Annotated in this window: 13 protein-coding genes; 3 read left to right on the forward strand and 10 right to left on the reverse strand. The window is 72.2% G+C overall.

Going from position 1 to position 15,556, the window contains the following annotated elements; genetic code table 11:
• Positions 1 to 46 precede the first annotated feature (46 nt).
• A complete protein-coding gene (locus JJ691_RS38140) occupies positions 47 to 682 on the forward strand; it encodes a response regulator (RefSeq protein ID WP_211764361.1) in 636 nt (211 codons plus the stop codon).
• Between the two features lie 17 nt (positions 683 to 699).
• Here JJ691_RS38140 and JJ691_RS38145 read toward each other — a convergent pair whose 3' ends face one another.
• Genes JJ691_RS38145 through JJ691_RS38160 form a run of 4 tightly spaced genes read right to left on the reverse strand, consistent with a single transcriptional unit; the run spans position 700 to position 7,566 of the window.
• The gene (locus JJ691_RS38145) at positions 700 to 1,818 is read right to left on the reverse strand and encodes a GAF domain-containing sensor histidine kinase (protein ID WP_211764362.1); all 1,119 of its coding nucleotides are present in this window, start codon (positions 1,816 to 1,818) and stop codon (positions 700 to 702) included.
• A 15-nt stretch (positions 1,819 to 1,833) separates the two neighbouring features.
• The gene (gene cydD, locus JJ691_RS38150) at positions 1,834 to 5,046 is read right to left on the reverse strand and encodes a thiol reductant ABC exporter subunit CydD (protein ID WP_249227277.1); all 3,213 of its coding nucleotides are present in this window, start codon (positions 5,044 to 5,046) and stop codon (positions 1,834 to 1,836) included.
• Entirely contained in the window at positions 5,043 to 6,050 is a 1,008-nt protein-coding gene (gene cydB / locus JJ691_RS38155; RefSeq protein ID WP_211764363.1) for a cytochrome d ubiquinol oxidase subunit II, read from the reverse strand. Before cydB ends, cydD begins: the two co-directional genes overlap by 4 nt.
• Positions 6,051 to 6,060: 10 nt before the next feature.
• Positions 6,061 to 7,566 (reverse strand): cytochrome ubiquinol oxidase subunit I, encoded by a 1,506-nt coding sequence (locus JJ691_RS38160; protein WP_211764364.1) that lies wholly within the window; start codon positions 7,564 to 7,566, stop codon positions 6,061 to 6,063.
• A gap of 314 nt (positions 7,567 to 7,880) precedes the next feature.
• Here JJ691_RS38160 and JJ691_RS38165 point away from each other — a divergent pair, with 314 nt between their 5' ends.
• Positions 7,881 to 8,504, forward strand: coding sequence for a TMEM165/GDT1 family protein (locus tag JJ691_RS38165; protein WP_211764365.1), 624 nt, complete (start codon positions 7,881 to 7,883; stop codon positions 8,502 to 8,504).
• Here the strand turns inward: JJ691_RS38165 and JJ691_RS38170 are convergent.
• Genes JJ691_RS38170 through JJ691_RS38180 form a run of 3 tightly spaced genes read right to left on the reverse strand, consistent with a single transcriptional unit; the run spans position 8,497 to position 11,178 of the window.
• The gene (locus tag JJ691_RS38170; protein WP_211764366.1) at positions 8,497 to 9,138 is read right to left on the reverse strand and encodes an IclR family transcriptional regulator; all 642 of its coding nucleotides are present in this window, start codon (positions 9,136 to 9,138) and stop codon (positions 8,497 to 8,499) included. The two genes, JJ691_RS38165 and JJ691_RS38170, sit on opposite strands and share 8 nt — an antisense overlap.
• 1 nt (position 9,139) lies before the next feature.
• A complete protein-coding gene (fahA, locus tag JJ691_RS38175; protein WP_211764367.1) occupies positions 9,140 to 10,315 on the reverse strand; it encodes a fumarylacetoacetase in 1,176 nt (391 codons plus the stop codon).
• A complete protein-coding gene (locus JJ691_RS38180; protein ID WP_305874132.1) occupies positions 10,312 to 11,178 on the reverse strand; it encodes a hypothetical protein in 867 nt (288 codons plus the stop codon). The genes fahA and JJ691_RS38180 overlap by 4 nt, the downstream gene beginning before the upstream one ends.
• Positions 11,179 to 11,247: 69 nt before the next feature.
• On the opposite strand from JJ691_RS38180, the gene JJ691_RS38185 reads away from it, so the two are divergent.
• Positions 11,248 to 12,420, forward strand: a complete 1,173-nt coding sequence (locus JJ691_RS38185; RefSeq protein WP_211764368.1) for a homogentisate 1,2-dioxygenase — start codon at positions 11,248 to 11,250, stop codon at positions 12,418 to 12,420.
• Here the strand turns inward: JJ691_RS38185 and JJ691_RS38190 are convergent.
• Genes JJ691_RS38190 through JJ691_RS38200 form a run of 3 tightly spaced genes read right to left on the reverse strand, consistent with a single transcriptional unit; the run spans position 12,408 to position 15,545 of the window.
• A complete protein-coding gene (locus tag JJ691_RS38190; protein WP_211764369.1) occupies positions 12,408 to 13,445 on the reverse strand; it encodes a hypothetical protein in 1,038 nt (345 codons plus the stop codon). The two genes, JJ691_RS38185 and JJ691_RS38190, sit on opposite strands and share 13 nt — an antisense overlap.
• A 5-nt stretch (positions 13,446 to 13,450) precedes the next feature.
• Positions 13,451 to 14,488 (reverse strand): hypothetical protein, encoded by a 1,038-nt coding sequence (locus JJ691_RS38195; protein ID WP_211764370.1) that lies wholly within the window; start codon positions 14,486 to 14,488, stop codon positions 13,451 to 13,453.
• Positions 14,489 to 14,513: 25 nt separating this feature from the next.
• A complete protein-coding gene (locus JJ691_RS38200) occupies positions 14,514 to 15,545 on the reverse strand; it encodes a hypothetical protein (protein WP_211764371.1) in 1,032 nt (343 codons plus the stop codon).
• Positions 15,546 to 15,556: the final 11 nt, after the last annotated feature.

Genomic DNA, 15,556 nt, shown 5'->3' on the forward strand with positions numbered 1-15,556 from the left:
CGTCCACGGTGGCACACGGAATCGGCCTTCGGGCTACCTTGAGTGGGTGACGGTCAACGTGTTGCTCGTCGACGACCACGAGATCGTTCGGCGCGGGCTGCGGGACCTGCTCGACAGCGAGGACGACATCACCGTGGTCGCCGAGGCCGGTGGCGTAGGCGAGGCCCTCGTGCTGGCCCAGGCCCGCCGACCGGACGTGGCGGTCGTCGACATGCGGCTGCCCGACGGCGACGGCGTCACCCTGTGCCGGGACCTGCGCGCCCTCGGCGACGGCCCCCGCTGCCTGGTGCTGACCGCCTTCGACGACGAGGAGGCGCTGGTCAACGCCATCCTGGCCGGCGCGTCCGGCTACCTACTCAAGCAGGTCCGCGGCCAGGACCTGGTGCAGGCCGTCCGTGAGGTCGCCGCCGGCCGCTCCCTGCTCGACCCGGTGACCACCGCCCACGTGCTGGAGCGCATGCGCCGCCCCGAGCCCACCGACGAGTTGGCCGCGCTGACCGAGCAGGAGCGCAAGGTGCTCACCCTGATCGGCGACGGCCTGACCAACCGCCAGATCGCCGAACGCCTGTTCCTGGCCGAGAAGACCGTCAAGAACTACGTGACGGCGGTGCTGGCCAAACTGGGCATGGAGCGCCGCACCCAGGCCGCCGCCTGGGTGGCCAAGCGGTCGCCGCGGGACTGATCCCCAGAGCGGGCCCCTTAGATAGACACCGTCCAGCGCACCGAGGTGCCGGTCCGGGCGCTCGACTCCACCACGCAGGTCCCGCCGGCGGCCTCGGCCCGCTCCTCCAGGTGCAACAGGCCGCGCCGGGCGACGCCGGGTGGGATGCCGCAGCCGTTGTCGACGACCTTGAGCCGCAGGCCGTGGTCGTCCCGGCACAGCGACACCGTGACGGCACTGGCCCCGGAGTGGCGCACGACGTTGGACAGGGCCTCCCGCAGCGCGGCGCGGGCGTGGTCGGCGACGGCCGGCGGCACGTCGGTGAAGTCGCCGTGGACCTCGAACTCGGGGGCAAAGCCGAGTAGCTCGCCGGCGGTGTTGACCTCGGCCCGGGCGGTCTCCAGCAGCGCCGGCGAGGGGTAGAGCGGGTCGGTGTTACGCAGCGACCGGACGGTGGCCCGCACCTCAGCGATGGTTTGGTCGAGCTGGTCGACGGCGTCCGCCAGGCGCTTGCCCTCGGTCGGGGAGAGCTTGTTGCCCAACTGCCGGCTCAGCAGGTCCAGCTGCACGCCGGCGCCGTAGAGCCGCTGGATGATCACGTCGTGCAGGTCGCGGGCGATGCGTTCGCGCTCCTGGTAGACGGCGACCGCCTCGCGGGCGGTCGAGCCCTCGGCCAGCACCAGGGCCAGCCCGGCCTGGGCGGCGAACGAGTTGAGCACGTCCACGGTGGCCGGCCCGAACGGCTCGTGGCCGCGCCGCCGGTACACCGCCAGCGCGCCGAGCCGGCGCTCGCTGGTGCCGAACGGGACCACCGCGAACGGCCCGTACAGCCGCAGGATGGGCGGCACGAACGGGGCGGTGCTCGGGTCGGAGGTGAAGTCGCTGACCATCACCGGCTCTCCGCCGCGAGCCACCCGGGCCGCGACCGAGCGGGAGGACAGCACCGTGCCGACCGGGTCCACGCCCCCGTAGGCCGCCTCCACGGTCAGCTTGTCGTCCTCGCCGCGCACGCCGACCAGGCACAGGTGCGCGCCGGCGAGGTCGGCGGCACCGCGAACCACCAACGGCAGCACGGCGTCGGGGTCCTCCCCGGACAGTGCGGCGTTGGTGATCTCGGTGGCGACCTGGAGGGTGCGGCTGGCGAGTGCGGGATCCATGATTCGCATCCGAGCCTAGACCGCCTCTCTCAGGCGCGGCCGGATCGTGCCGTCGTTCACCTCGATCACCAGGTCGGCGTCAGCCGCCTCGTCGAGCCGATGGGTGACGTGCAAGACCGTGCGGCCGGCCAGCCGGGTGCGCAGCCGCGCCAGCAGCGCCCGCGCCGTCGGCTCGTCCAGGTGCGCCGTCGGCTCGTCGAGCAGCACCAGGCCGGCCTGGTCGGCCCGCAACAGCGCCCGGGCCATCGCCAGCCGCTGCGCCTCGCCACCGGACACCGCCGCGCCGCCAGTTCCGACCACCACGTCCAGCCGCTCGGTCCACGCCTCCAACTGGGCGTCCCGCAACGCCTCGCGCAGCCGCTCGTCCGAGGCGTCGGGATCGCCCAGCCGCAGGTTCTCGCGCACCGTCGTGGACACCAGCATCGGCTCCTGCGGGCACCACGACACCACGCCCGGCACCACGGCCGCGCCCCGCTCAGGGTCGAGGAATCCCAGCAGCAGCGCCATGAGCGTGGACTTGCCGGCCCCCGACGGCCCGATCACCGCCACCTGGCTACCGGCCGGCAGGTCAAGGTCGACGCCGCGCAGAGCGGGTCGTTCGGCCCCAGGCCAACGCACATCCACGCCGGAAAGCCGGACTTCCCGTTCCATCGCCATGTTCGTGTCGCGGGGAGAAGGGCTCTCCCGACGAGTCGAGCCCTCCTCCCCGCAAGTCCCGGTCAGCTCAGTGACCCGCTGATGGGCGGACCTCAGGGCACCCCACTGCTGAGCTGCCGGGGGAATGGCCGCGACCGCTTCGGTCGTGGCCAACGGCACCAGTGCCAACAACGGCACCAGCACCGGGTCGAGCCCGGCGGCCGAGGCGGCCAGCCAGGAGCAGATGAGGGTCGCCACGCCGATCGAGGCGGTGACGACAGCGTTTGCGGCCCCGGCGCCGAGGGCCTGCCGGCGGGCGGTGGCGGCCAGGTCGGCGTCGGCGGCGGCGAGTTCGGCCCGGCGGCGGCGCACCGCGCCGAAGGCGATCAGGTCGGGGGCGGCGTCGAACAGGGTAAGCACCTTCGCCGCGACGTCCCGCCGACCGGCAGCCAGGGCCGCGGTCGCGCGCCGCTCCACCAGCAGCGCCGCCGCTGGTCCGCCGACGCCGGCGACCAGCAGCGCGACCGCCAGCACCGCGCCGGCGGCGGGCAGCACGGCCGTCTCCAGGGCGACGGCGCCGATGGCGATGAGCAGGCCGACCAGCGGCGGCACCAGCACGCGGGGCACCAGGTCGCGGACCGCGTCGGTGTCGTCGACCAGCCGCTGCACGCCGTCGGTGCGGCGCAGCGTGGTGGTGCGGGCCGGGCCGATGCGGACCAGGGCCTCCCACAGCCGAGCCCGCAGACTGCCGCCCAGCCGGAACGCGGCGTCGTGCGTGACCAGGCGTTCCACGTAGCGCAGCGCGCCCTTGCCTAGGCCGAACGCCCGCACCGCGACCACGGCGACCGCGAGCGCGGCCTCCGGCGGCTGCTGGGACGCGCGGGCGATCAACCAGGCGGCGGTGGCGGTCAGCGCGATGCCACTGCCCACGGCCAGCACGCCGAGCAGAACGCCCAGCAAGGACCGGCGGTTCAGCAACTCGGTGACGCGGGCCTTGGGCGCCACCAAGTCCGCCTTCACCGCGGCAGATGCAACGCTGGCGACCACGGCGGCGTCCTCGGGCGCGGCGACGCGGTGGGTGGCCAGTAACACGCCGACACCGCGGTCGGCGGCCTCAGCGACGGCCGCCATGACCAGGCCGGCAGTGGCCGGATCGAGGTGCGCGGTCGGCTCGTCCAGCAGCAGCCAGCGCGCCCCCTGCTCGACCCGAAGCAGCGCACGGGCGATGGCCACCCGCTGCCGCTCCCCCGTGGACAGCTCCACGATGGGCCGCTCCAGCAGGTGCGCCGCGCCCACCTTCGCGGCCACGCCGGCCAGGTCGCCACCGACCAGGGCCAGCTCGTCTATCACGATCTCGGCGCTGAACGCCGGCCGCTGCGGCACCCACGCCACCTGCCGTCGCCAAGTCGACAAATCCACAGTAGACAGATCGACACCGCCCACCGTGACCCGGCCTCGGGTCGGCCGCACGAAGCCGAGCAGCACGGCCAGCGTGGTCGACTTTCCCGCCCCGCTGGGCGAATCCAGCCGGGTGATGTGTCCGGGCCGGACGGTGAACGAAGCTCCGTCGGGCGCGAGCGCGCCCCGCCGGTCCACGGAGAGACGGTCCACCTTGATCTCGCCGTCGGCGACGGCCACACCGCCGGGCTCGGCCTGGCCGATCTCGGCGACCCGGCGCACCGCCTCCAGTCCGTCCTCGCTGGCGTGGAAGGCCGCCCCGGCGGCGCGCAGCGGCAGGTAGCACTCGGGCGTCAGGATCAGCACCAGCAGCCCGGTGGCCAGCCCGAGGGTGCCGCCGACCAGCCGCAGGCCGATGTCCACGGCGACCAGCGCGACCGACAGCGTGGCAATGGTCTCCAGCGCGAACGCGGACAGGAACGCCACCCGCAGCGTGGCCCCGGTGGCCTTGCGGTGCTGGTCCCCGACCCGCCGCACCGCCGCGGTCTGGGCCTGCGCCCGACCGAACGCCGTCAGCACCGGCAACGCCCGCACCAACTCCAGCAGGTGCCCGGACAGCCGCGCGGTGGCGTCGGCCGACTTGGCGGTGCGCTGCTCGGTGTACCGGCCGATGAGGATCGCGAACAGCGGGATCAGCGGCACGGTGATGGCGATCAGCACCGCCGACTGCACGTCGGCGACCAGGATCGCCACCCCCACCAACAGCGGCGCCACAGCCGCGGTGACCAGCGCCGGCAGGTAGCGGGTGAAGTACGCGTCCAGGGCGTCCAAACCCTTGGTGGCCAACACAGTCAGCTCGGCCGGGCCATGCGTGGCGATCCACTCCGGACCGTGGGCGAGGGCCCGGTCCAGCGCCCGCGCCCGCAGCTCCTCCTTGGCCCCGGCGGCGGCCCGCGCGGACATCGTGTCCAACGCCCACACCAGCACCGACCGGGCCACCACGGCCCCGGCCAGCAGCGCGAACGGACGGTCGCCGTGCCCGGTGACCACGGACGCCAGCACCGCCGACAGCGCCCACGCCTGGGCCACGATGGCCACGGCGTTGAGCACCGAGATCAGGCCGCACACCACCAGCGCGCGGCGCGTGCTCGGCGACAGCGCCGGCAAGTCCCCCAGCGGTCCGCGGCGGCTCACGGCACGTGCACCGGGGGAATGTGGGCGGCGCTGATCCGCCGCCGGAACACCCAGTACGTCCAGCCCTGGTAGACCAGGATGGCCGGCGCGCCGAAGGCCGCCACCCAGCTGATCACGCCCAGCGTGTAAGGGCTGGACGACGCGTTGGTCACGGTGAGCGAGAAGCTCGGGTCCACTGTGGACGCGATGATGTTCGGGAAGTCGGAGCCGAACAGCGACAGCGTCGCGCCGGCGATGAGCACGCCCAGCAGCGCGAAGGCCTGGCCCTCCCGACCGGCGGCCAGCCGCACGAACGCCCCCGCCCCGGCCAGTAGCCCGACCGCGGCGATCACCATCGTGACCAGCCCGCCCTGGCGCACCTGCACCAGCACCATCAGCGCGGCCATCGGCAGCAGGAGGAACGGACCGAAGCGCAACGCCAGCGCACGGGCCCGGGCCCGGATGTCGCCGTCGGTCTTGAGGGCCACGAACACCGCGCCGTGCACCAGGCTGAAGCCGGCCAGCGCCAGCGCGCCCAGCACCGCCGGCCAGGTGAACAGCCCGCCCATGCCGCCCACCAGCACGCCGTCCTTGCCGATCGGCAGCCCGGTGGCGACGCCGGCGATGATCAGGCCCCAGCCCAGCGGCGGGATCCACGAGCCCAGCAGGATCACCAGGTCCCAGCCGCGCCGCCAGCGGTCGCTGTCCACCTTGCCGCGGTACTCGAAGGCGACGCCGCGCCCGATCAGCGCCAGCAGGATGAGCAGCACCGGCAGGTACTCGGCCGAGAGCATGGTGGCGTACCAGGGCGGGAAGGCGGCGAAGGTGGCGCCGATGGCCACGATCACCCACACCTCGTTGCCGTCCCAGACCGGGCCGATGGTGTTCACCAGCACCCGGCGTTCGGTGTTGTCCCTGGCCAGCAGCCGGGTCAGCATGCCGACGCCGAAGTCGAAGCCCTCCAGGAAGAAGTAGCCCGTCCAAAGCGCGGCGATCACCCAGAACCACAGGGTTGGCAGGTCCACGGCAGGCTCCTCAGTACGCGAACGCGAGCACGTCGTCGTCGGACTTCTTCTTGTCGCTGTCCCCGCCGGTCGGCGGCGGCATCACGCCCGCCACCCCGGCCCGGGCGTAGCGCACCAGCAGGAACACCTCGATCACGGCCAGCACGCCGTACACCGCGGTGAGGGCGATCAGCGAGGTCAGCACCTGGCCCGCGGACACGCCCGGCGACACGGCCTGGGCGGTGTACATGAACACACCGTCCACACCGGTCGGATTGGGCACGACCACGAAGGGCTGCCGGCCCATCTCGGTGAAGATCCAGCCGAAGCTGTTGGCCAGGAACGGAGTGGCGATGGACAGCAGCGCCAGCCGCGGGAACCACTTGGTGCGCGGGATCCGGCCGCGCCGGGTCAGCCACAGCGCGAGCAGCGCCGCGCCGGCCGCGAGGCCGCCGAAACCGATCATGAAGCGGAAGCCCCAGTAGGTGACCGGCAGATAGGGCACGTAGTTGATCGGCTGGCCGGACAGCGCGCCCAGGTTGGGATCGACCGGGTAGTTGTGCCCGTACTTCTGCTCGTACAGCGTGGTCAGGTCCTGCACGCCCTTGACCTCGGTGGAGAAGTCGTTGTGGGCCAGGAAGGACAGCAGCGCCGGCACGGTGATGCTCTTGACGTTCTCGCAGTCCGGCCGGGACACGTCGCCGTAGGCGAACACCGAGAAGCTGGCCGGCGCCTCGGTGTGGCACAGCGCCTCCGCGGCCGCCATCTTCATCGGCTGCTGCTCGAACATCAGCTTGCCCTGGGCGTCGCCGGTGAGCGCGACCGCGGCGAACGCGACCATGCCGATCCAGGCGCCGAGCTTGAGCGACGCCGACCAGACCTTGCGGTCGGCATCGTCCACAGCGGACAGCTTGTGCTTCTTCCACAGGTGCCAGGCCGAGATGCCGACCAGGAACGTGCCGGCGACCGCGAAGCCGCCCGAGACCGTGTGCGTGAAGGCGGCGATGGCGGTGTTGTTGGTGAGCACCGCCCAGATCGAGGTGAGCTGGGGCTTGCCGTTGACCAGTTCGATGCCGACCGGGTGCTGCATCCACGAGTTGGCCGACAGGATGAAGTACGCCGACGCCGTCGAGGCCAGCGAGGCCGCCCACAGGCAGGCCAGGTGCACGACCTTGGGCAGCCGCTCCCAACCGAAGATCCACAGCCCCAGGAAGGTGGACTCGATCATGAACGCGACGATGCCCTCGATGGCCAGCGGAGCGCCGAACACGTCGCCGACGAAACGGGAGTACGCCGACCAGGTCATGCCGAACTGGAACTCCTGCACGATGCCGGTCACCACGCCCATGGCGAAGTTGACCAGCATCAGCTTGCCCCAGAACTTGGTCATCGCCAGGTAGTGCGCCTTCCCCGTGCGCACCCAGGCCGTCTGCATGACCGCGACCACAATGGACAGTCCGATGGTCAGCGGCACCATCAGGAAGTGGTAGACGGTGGTGATACCGAACTGCCACCTCGCCACATCTAGTACGTCCACGCTGAGAACACTGCCATCGGGCGGGGGTCCCCGCTCAGGTCCCGGCGTCCTGTCCGGTCGGGACCTAGGTCCCGGGTGGGCAGGGACCCTGTGACGCAGGTCGCGGCGTGGATCTCATGCGCACGTTACAATGACTCCTGCCTGAGGGGAGTAGTTCCCGGGGTCCGCCTTCATCGCGGCGGCCCGGCGAGGCCATCGACATACTGATTCCGCCATCGGAATCCGGTGCCTCACCCGCGTGATCGCGGGCGAACGAGACCTCCGGCCGGGTGATTCGCGCCCGGTCGGGGTCGCGTGTCCCCCGTCCGGGCCACATGTGGGAAGGACTGACCCCTGTGGCCGCAACGTTCCTGGTGTTGCTGACCGCCTTCGCCGTCGTGCTCGCGGTGGAGCTGCCGGACAAGACCCTCGTCGCCACCCTGGTGCTCACCACCCGATACCGGGCCTGGCCGGTGTTCGTCGGCGTGTCCGTGGCGTTCCTGGTGCAATGCGTCATCGCGGTGTCCTTCGGCAGCGTGCTGACCCTGCTGCCGGAACGCGTCACCACCGGCGTCGTCGCCGTCATGTTCGGCATCGGCGCCTTCACGCTGCTGCGCGAGGGCTTCGGCGCCGACGAGGACAGCGAGCAGGACGCCGCCCGCTCCGGCCCCGCCGAGGTCTCCTTCCGCCGGGCCGCCCTCACCTCGTTCGGCGTGCTGTTCGCCGCCGAGTGGGGCGACGCCTCCCAGCTCGCCACCGCCGGCCTCACCGCCCACTACGGCCACCCCTTCGCCGTCGGCGTCGGCGCCTGGCTGGCGTTGGTCGCCGTGGCCGGCATCGCGGTGCTGGTCGGCCGCAAGATCCGCGCTCGGGTCAAGCCGCAGCTGATCCAGCGCATCGCCGGCTTCCTGTTCGCGGCGTTCGCCGCCGTCGCCCTGTACCAGACGATCTTCAGCTGAGGGCCTGCGCGACGGCCGCCGCAGCGGCGACCACCAGCGGGCCGACGGTGTTCTGGTCCAGGGGCTCCATGGAGATGACGCCGACGCTGGCCCGCAGGCCGGGCACGCCCCGCACGGGGGCGGCGACGCCGAAGGCGCCGGGCTGGAGCTCGCCGGTGCTGTCGATCCACTCGGGGCCGCCGGGCGGCAGGGACATGGCCTTGCCGCCGGCGCCCCGGCTGACCGGGTGGCGAGTGCCGACCCGGTAGGCCACGTGATAGGTCGTCCACGAGGGCTCTATGACGGCGACAGCCTGGGCCTCGTGACCCTCGGCCACGGTCAGGTGGGCGGTCGCCCCCACCCCCTCGGCCAGCTCTCGCAGCGGGGGCGTGGCGGCGTTGCGCAGCTGGGGCACGACCTTGGCCGCCAGCTGGAGGACACCGAGGCCGAGCCGCACCTTGGAGCCGTCCCGGAGCACGAGGCCCCGGGCCTGCAACGGAACCAGCAGGCGGTAGACGGCGGCCCGGGAGGCGCCGATGGCGGTGGCCAGGTCGCTGATGCTCGGCGCGCCCGTGTCCGAGTCGGCGACGGCCTGGAGCAGGGCGAGGCCCCGCTCCAGGGTCAGCGAACTCTCGCGGGTGGCCGGCTCGACCATGTCAGGCCGCCGGCCTCACGGTGCCGGCCACCTCGGACAGGCCGACCACGGTGCCGTCCTCGCCGGGCGCGGTCGCGGTGATGACGACGGTGTCGCCGTCCTCCAGGAACGTCCGCGAGCTGCCGTCCTTGAGCTCGACCGGCTCCTTGCCGCCCCAGCTCAGTTCCAGGAAGCTGCCGCGCTGGTACTTGTCCGGCCCGGAGACGGTGCCGGAGGCGAACAGGTCGCCGGGCCGCACGGTCGCCCCGTTCACGGTCATGTGGGCCAGCTGCTGCGCGAACGTCCACAGCATGGTGGCGAACGGCGGGTTGGAGACGATCGTGTCGTTCCACGACACCCGCAGGGCCAGGTCCAGACCCCAGTCGGCGTCCTCGACCAGGTACGGCAGCAGCGGGTTGGCCGGCGTCGGCGGCGCGACCCGGGCGCGGGACAGCGCCTCCAGCGGCGTGATCCAGGCCCCGACCGAGGTGGCGAAGGACTTGGCCAGGAACGGGCCGAGCGGCTGGTACTCCCAGGCCTGGATGTCCCGCGCCGACCAGTCGTTGACCAGCACCACGCCGAACACGTGGTCGGCCGCGGCGGAAGTGCTCACCTCGCTGGTGACCGGGCCGCCGCAGACGAAGCCGACCTCGGCCTCGATGTCCAGCCGCACGCTCGGGCCGAACACCGGCCCGTGCTCGCCCTTGCGCTGCCCCTTGGGCCGCACCACGTCGGTGCCGGAGACCACGACAGTGCCGGCGCGGCCGTGGTAGCCGACCGGCAGGTGCGTGTAGTTCGGCAGCAGCGCGGCCCCGTCCGGCCGGAATATCTTGCCGACGTTCTCGGCGTGGTGCCGGGACGAGTAGAAGTCCACGTAGTCGCCGACGGTGAATGGCAGCCGGGCCGAGGACAACCGGGCCAGAGCGGCCCCCTGCGGCGCCTTGGTGGCCGTGACCAGTTCCAGCAGCCGGGCCCGCAGTTCGCTCCACAGCGGCCGATCGGCGGCCAGCAACGGGTCGAGGCTGTCGGCCGACACCAGCTCGGCCAGCCGGTCGCCGAAGGACGAGGCGATGGGCCGCAGCGGCAGCGCCTGGCCGCCGACCCGGACCGCGATCCCCTCGTCGATCACGCCGTACGGCAGGGTCTGCGGCCCGAACGGGTGATCCCCGGTGAACTCCGGGTCGTCAATCCAGGTCACAGCAGCCCCAGCTTCTCCAGGTCGGTCACCGGATCGGTGAGCGAGCACGACCCGTAGGACGCGAACACGCCGCGGACCGCGTGCGCGGCCGGGTCGGACAGCGCCTTGGCCTCCTCGGCCAGCTTCTCGCCGTCGGTCTCGGCCAGCGCCTCCCGCACGTCCTTGCCGGACAGCGACCGGGCGGTGGCCACCAGCAGGTTGAGGAAGCCGTGGTGGGTGAAGCCGGTCTCCTCGGAGGTGTGCCGGACCGCGTTGTGCAGGCCGGCCGTGGCCTTGAAGGACACGCCGCCGCCGGAGACCACGGACAGGAAGTCCGACACCTGGTCCACGCTGGGGAACGCCTCGTGGCTCAGGCCGCCGCAGCGCAGCTTGGGCCAGCTGCCGTGCTCGATGACCCGGGCCACGCCGTCCAGCCACTCGGCCCCGCCCCGGCGCGGCTCGACGACGCGGATCACGTCCTCGGGCACGAACTCCGACACCCGCTCCAGCCACACCTCGTCCACGTCGGACGGGGCCGGCATCTCCACCATGCGCAGCGACAGCAGCTCGCTGCGCGACTCCACGATGGACACCGCCTTCGGCACCCCACCGAGACCGGTGTCGACGACCAGCGAGATGGCCAGCGGCTTGACCGGCTTGGCCTTGATCAACTCGGTGATGAGCTCCGGCAGCCGGGACGCCGGACACAGGAAGAGGCCCAGCACACCGGCCCATTCGCCGGACCGCCCGTCGAGGTGTCCACGGACCGCGTCGGCCATCGTCGCGTTGCCCGGCGGGAACAGCGCCGCGTCGTCGACGAGCCTCGCGAGCAGCGGCGGCGTGCCTCGTGGACCGGGCGCACGGAGTTCTACAGCGCTTGACACGGGTGACACGCTAGCGGTGTCACGGCAGCTGAACAAAGATGTCCGACTATCGGACACCCGGAGAGCCCAATGCCTTACTACCGACAGGTCGGCGAGATCCCCCCGAAGCGGCACACCCAGTTCCGCACGCCCGAAGGCGGTCTCTACGCCGAAGAGCTGATGGGAGTGGAGGGCTTCTCGTCCGATTCGGCGCTGCTCTACCACCGCCACCTGCCCACCGCGATCGTCGACTCGCAGACCGTCGAGGACGGCCGCGGCGGCACCGAGCCGAACCTCCCGCTCAAGCCCCGCCACTTCAAGACACCGACCCTGACCTGGGACGGAGCCGACGCCGTGACCGGCCGGCGGATCTTGTTCGGCAACGCGGACGTGATCATCGGCTTCGTCGCCGCGACCGCCCCGAGCCCGCTCTACCGCAATGCCACCGGCGACGAGCTGCTCTACGTGCAGACCGGCGCCGGCGTGGTGGAGACGATCTACGGCGCGCTGCCGGTGGCCGACGGCGACTATGTGGTGATCCCCACCTCTTGCACCTATCGGGTGGTGCCGAATTCCGGCGAGCCGATGCGCATCCTGGTGCTGGAGGCCACCGGCCACATCGGCCCGCCCAAGCGCTACCTGTCATCCAAGGGCCAGTTCCTGGAGCACTCCCCGTACTGCGAGCGCGACCTGCGCGGCCCCACCGAGCCGCTGACCGCGGCCGGCGAGGACGTGGACGTGCTGGTGCGGCACCGGGCCGGGCTCACCCGGTTCACCTACGCCAACCACCCGTTCGACGTGGTCGGCTGGGACGGCTGCCTGTACCCGTGGGTGTTCAACATCCGGGACTTCGAGCCGATCACCGGCCGGCTGCACCAGCCGCCGCCGGTGCACCAGACGTTCGAGGGCCCGAACTTCGTGGTGTGCTCCTTCTGCCCGCGCAAGGTGGACTACCACCCGCTGTCCATCCCGGTGCCGTACAACCACGCCAACGTCGACTCCGACGAGCTGCTGTTCTACGTCGGCGGCGACTACGAGGCCCGCAAGGGCTCGGGCATCGGCCTGGGCTCGCTGTCCCTGCACCCCGCCGGTTGCACCCACGGGCCGCAGCCGGGCGCGGTGGAGGCCTCGCTCGGCGTGGACTACTTCGACGAAACCGCTGTGATGGTGGACACGTTCCGGCCGCTGGAGCTCGGCGAGGCGGCCCAGGCGTGCGAGGACCCCGCGTACGCCTGGACCTGGTCCGGCCGTCAGCGGGCCTGAGCCTCCTCGAACCGGACCGCCGCGATGTTGGGCTGGCCCGGCACTCCCACGGCGGCGGAGGCGCCGTAGCGGGGCGTGCCGGCCACCCAGAGGTAGCCGGTGGCGGTGATGTTGGCGACCAGCCAGGACGCCCCCAGCCGCGCGGTGACCGGCATCCGGCTCCCGTCCGGGAGGGTCAGCGCCAGCCGCAGCCGGCCGACCAGCGCTGGATTGCCGGCCCACGACAGCAGCTGCGCCGGGTAGGCCTGCCATGGGCTGTTGTCCAGCAGCTTGACCATGCGGTGCTGGTCGTTGCGCCGGGCCAGGGCGGCGATGGCCGTGGCGACCAGCATGAGGACGAAGCCGATGGTCGCCAGCAGCCAACCCTCGACAATCACCAGCACGTCGAAGAGCAGGCTCGCGCCGACCAGCGCGGTGACGGCCTGGGCCAGCCACGCCGTCCGGACCGCCTTGGTAGCGGCCAGGCGCGGCAAATCTTCGCTGGTCACGGCCACGGGAGTCGGCGTCGCCGGCGCGGGCACCACTCGCGCCGGCACTGGTGCCGGCAGTCCGTCGATGACCACGGCCGCGATGCCGTCGGCATTGGGGCCGACCAGCGACACTTCACGTTGCCGGGCCAGCAGCTGCCGAACGCTGGCCTCTGTGGTCGTCAACCGCAGGCACAGCCGCCCGCCGTCGATCGACAGCAGCGTCCACGAGCCCGCGCCGCCGATGGCCTCGCTGCGCACGCGCACCGCGACCGCCTCGTCCAGCAGCGACGGTGCCGCCGCGAGCCACCACGCCACACGGCTGCGGAACTGGAACACGCCCACCAGCGCCGCCACGGCCCCGACCAGGAACAGCACGCCGAGCGCGCTGAAGCCGAGGTGGATGAGGAACATCAGCGCGGCCAGTCCGGTGAAGACGAAGACCGGCCGCACCACCTTGCGTTTGCGCCAGGCGTTCAGGACCAGCTGGATGGCCGGGTCGCTGTCCAGCGGCCGGTCCACCGGCGGCCGCCACATCGGCATGTCAGTCATCGGCATGTCGGTCACGCGAACCTCGCCGGCGCGAGGATCGGGTGGCCCGGGACGCCGACCGCAGCCGACTTGTTGTCCCTGGGCGTGCCGACCATCCACAACGTGCCGGTGGCGCTGATGTTGGCCACCAGTTCGGCCGAGGCGTGCTTGACCACCAGCCGCTGCTCGCCGCCGGGCACGCCCAGCTTCAGCGTGAGATCCGCGAACGGCCGCCGCGCATCGCCCTTCCACGCCTCGACGGTCACCGGATGGGCCCGCCACTGCCCGGCCGCCAGCAGCTTCGGCAGCCGGACCTGATCGGCTACCCGGAACAGGCCGCCGACCAGGCAGGCCACCAGCACCACGACGTAGATCCAGAGGGACGTGTACCTGGCCTGCTGGGCGTCGTAGGCGAGCGCCGCGAGCACGATGAGCGCGTAGCCGAACGGGATCCACTGGATACGGGCGTGCCGGGTGGCGTACCACCTCGGCACCTCGTCTTCGGCCCCGTTGGCCGAAACGCGGGCGATCGGCTCCGCTTCGGTCGGCTCCGGCGCCTCGACGACCTTGGCCGGCAACGGGGTGGGTTGGCCGTCCACGAACACCACGGCATGGCCTTCGGTGTCGGGGCCGACCATGGTGATCTCGCCGGTACGGGCGATGACCTGCCGGATTCCCCAGCTGACCGGCCGCACCCGCAGGTGCGTTTGGCCGACCGCGAGCACCGTGCTGTTTCCCTTGTGCGCCACCACCCGCGCCGCGACCCGGTGGCTGGGATTGCCGGTGAGCAGATCCTTGGCCGCCTTCAGCCAGCCGCCGAGCCGGAGTTGGTGCCGGATGCCGCCGATCGCCGTCAGGACCGCGCTCAGCAGGAACAGCGCACTGAGGGCGGTCAGGTGCCGCAGGAACGCTGATGCCACGACCGCGAGCGCCAGCGACACGACAAAGCCGACCACCACCGTCCGGCCACGCCGCGCGTAGACCTGCATCCGCAGCTCGACCGCCGGGTCCTCGGTCTGCCACTGCTCGGCCGGCCGCCACACGGCGAACGATAACCGGGTGTCCTCCACCCTCGTCCCCCCTCTTTCGTAGTGCTCAGACGAACTTCGCCGGCGCGGCGACCGGATAGCCCGGCACGCCGACCGCGGTGAACCGGCCACCGGCCGGTTCGATCACCCACAACGTGCCGGTGGCGTTGACGTGCGCCACCACCTCCACCGGGGCCGCCTTGACGACCATCCGGCGCAGCTCCCCGTCGGTACGGCTCAACTGCACCGACAGGTCAGCGGTCCCCTGCCGCTCGCCCTCGCTACGCCAACCGAGGACGACGGCCTGGTACTGCTTCCACTGCCCGGCGGCGAGCAGCCGTGGCAACCGAAGCTGTGCGGAGACCGAAACCGGGAAGAAAACCATGCTCAGCGCCAGTAGCGCCGCAAAGGACCCATTGGTCGGAAACGCCGACTCGTCGCGGACCGCGTCAATGGCGAACCCCGCCACCACCACGAGCACGGCGGCAACCTGAAGCCACAGACGCCGTGCCTGCTGCCGCGCGTACGCCATCGGGACGTCGTCCTCCGCTCCCTGCCACGAGACGCGGGCGATCGGCTCCGCGCCGACCTGCTCCGGCGCTGCCACGACCTTCGCCGGCAGTGGCGTGGGCTGACTGTCCACAAACACCACTGCGTTGCCCTTGGCATCCGGGCCAACCACCGTGATCTCGCCGGTGCGGGCGATGACTTGCCACCTCGGCCAGGTGATCGGCCGCACCCTCAGGTACCGGCCCTCCGCCGCGACCACCGCGCTCATGCCCCGATGTGCCACCACCACAGCCGCCACTCGCCGGCTCACACCATCCGCGAGCACAGCCTTCGCGCGGCCGACAATGACCCTGAGCCACCCGGCCAGGGCGACCGCAGCCACCGCGACAAGCCCGAGCGCCACCGGGGCGGCGATCCCTCCGAGCACCGCGCACCACAGGACCGCGAAGAGCACCAGCCCGGTCGCACTGCCGAGGAGATAGCCGCTGAGCTTCCCGTGGACCCGCATCCGCAGTTCCACCGGGTCGTCCTCGACCTGCCACTGGTCGGTCGCCCGCCACACGGCCGCCGACAGCAGGGTGTCGTCCACCCTCGTTCCCC

Origin of the sequence: Kutzneria sp. CA-103260 (assembly GCF_018263855.1) — a bacterium.
GTDB lineage: Bacteria > Actinomycetota > Actinomycetes > Mycobacteriales > Pseudonocardiaceae > Kutzneria.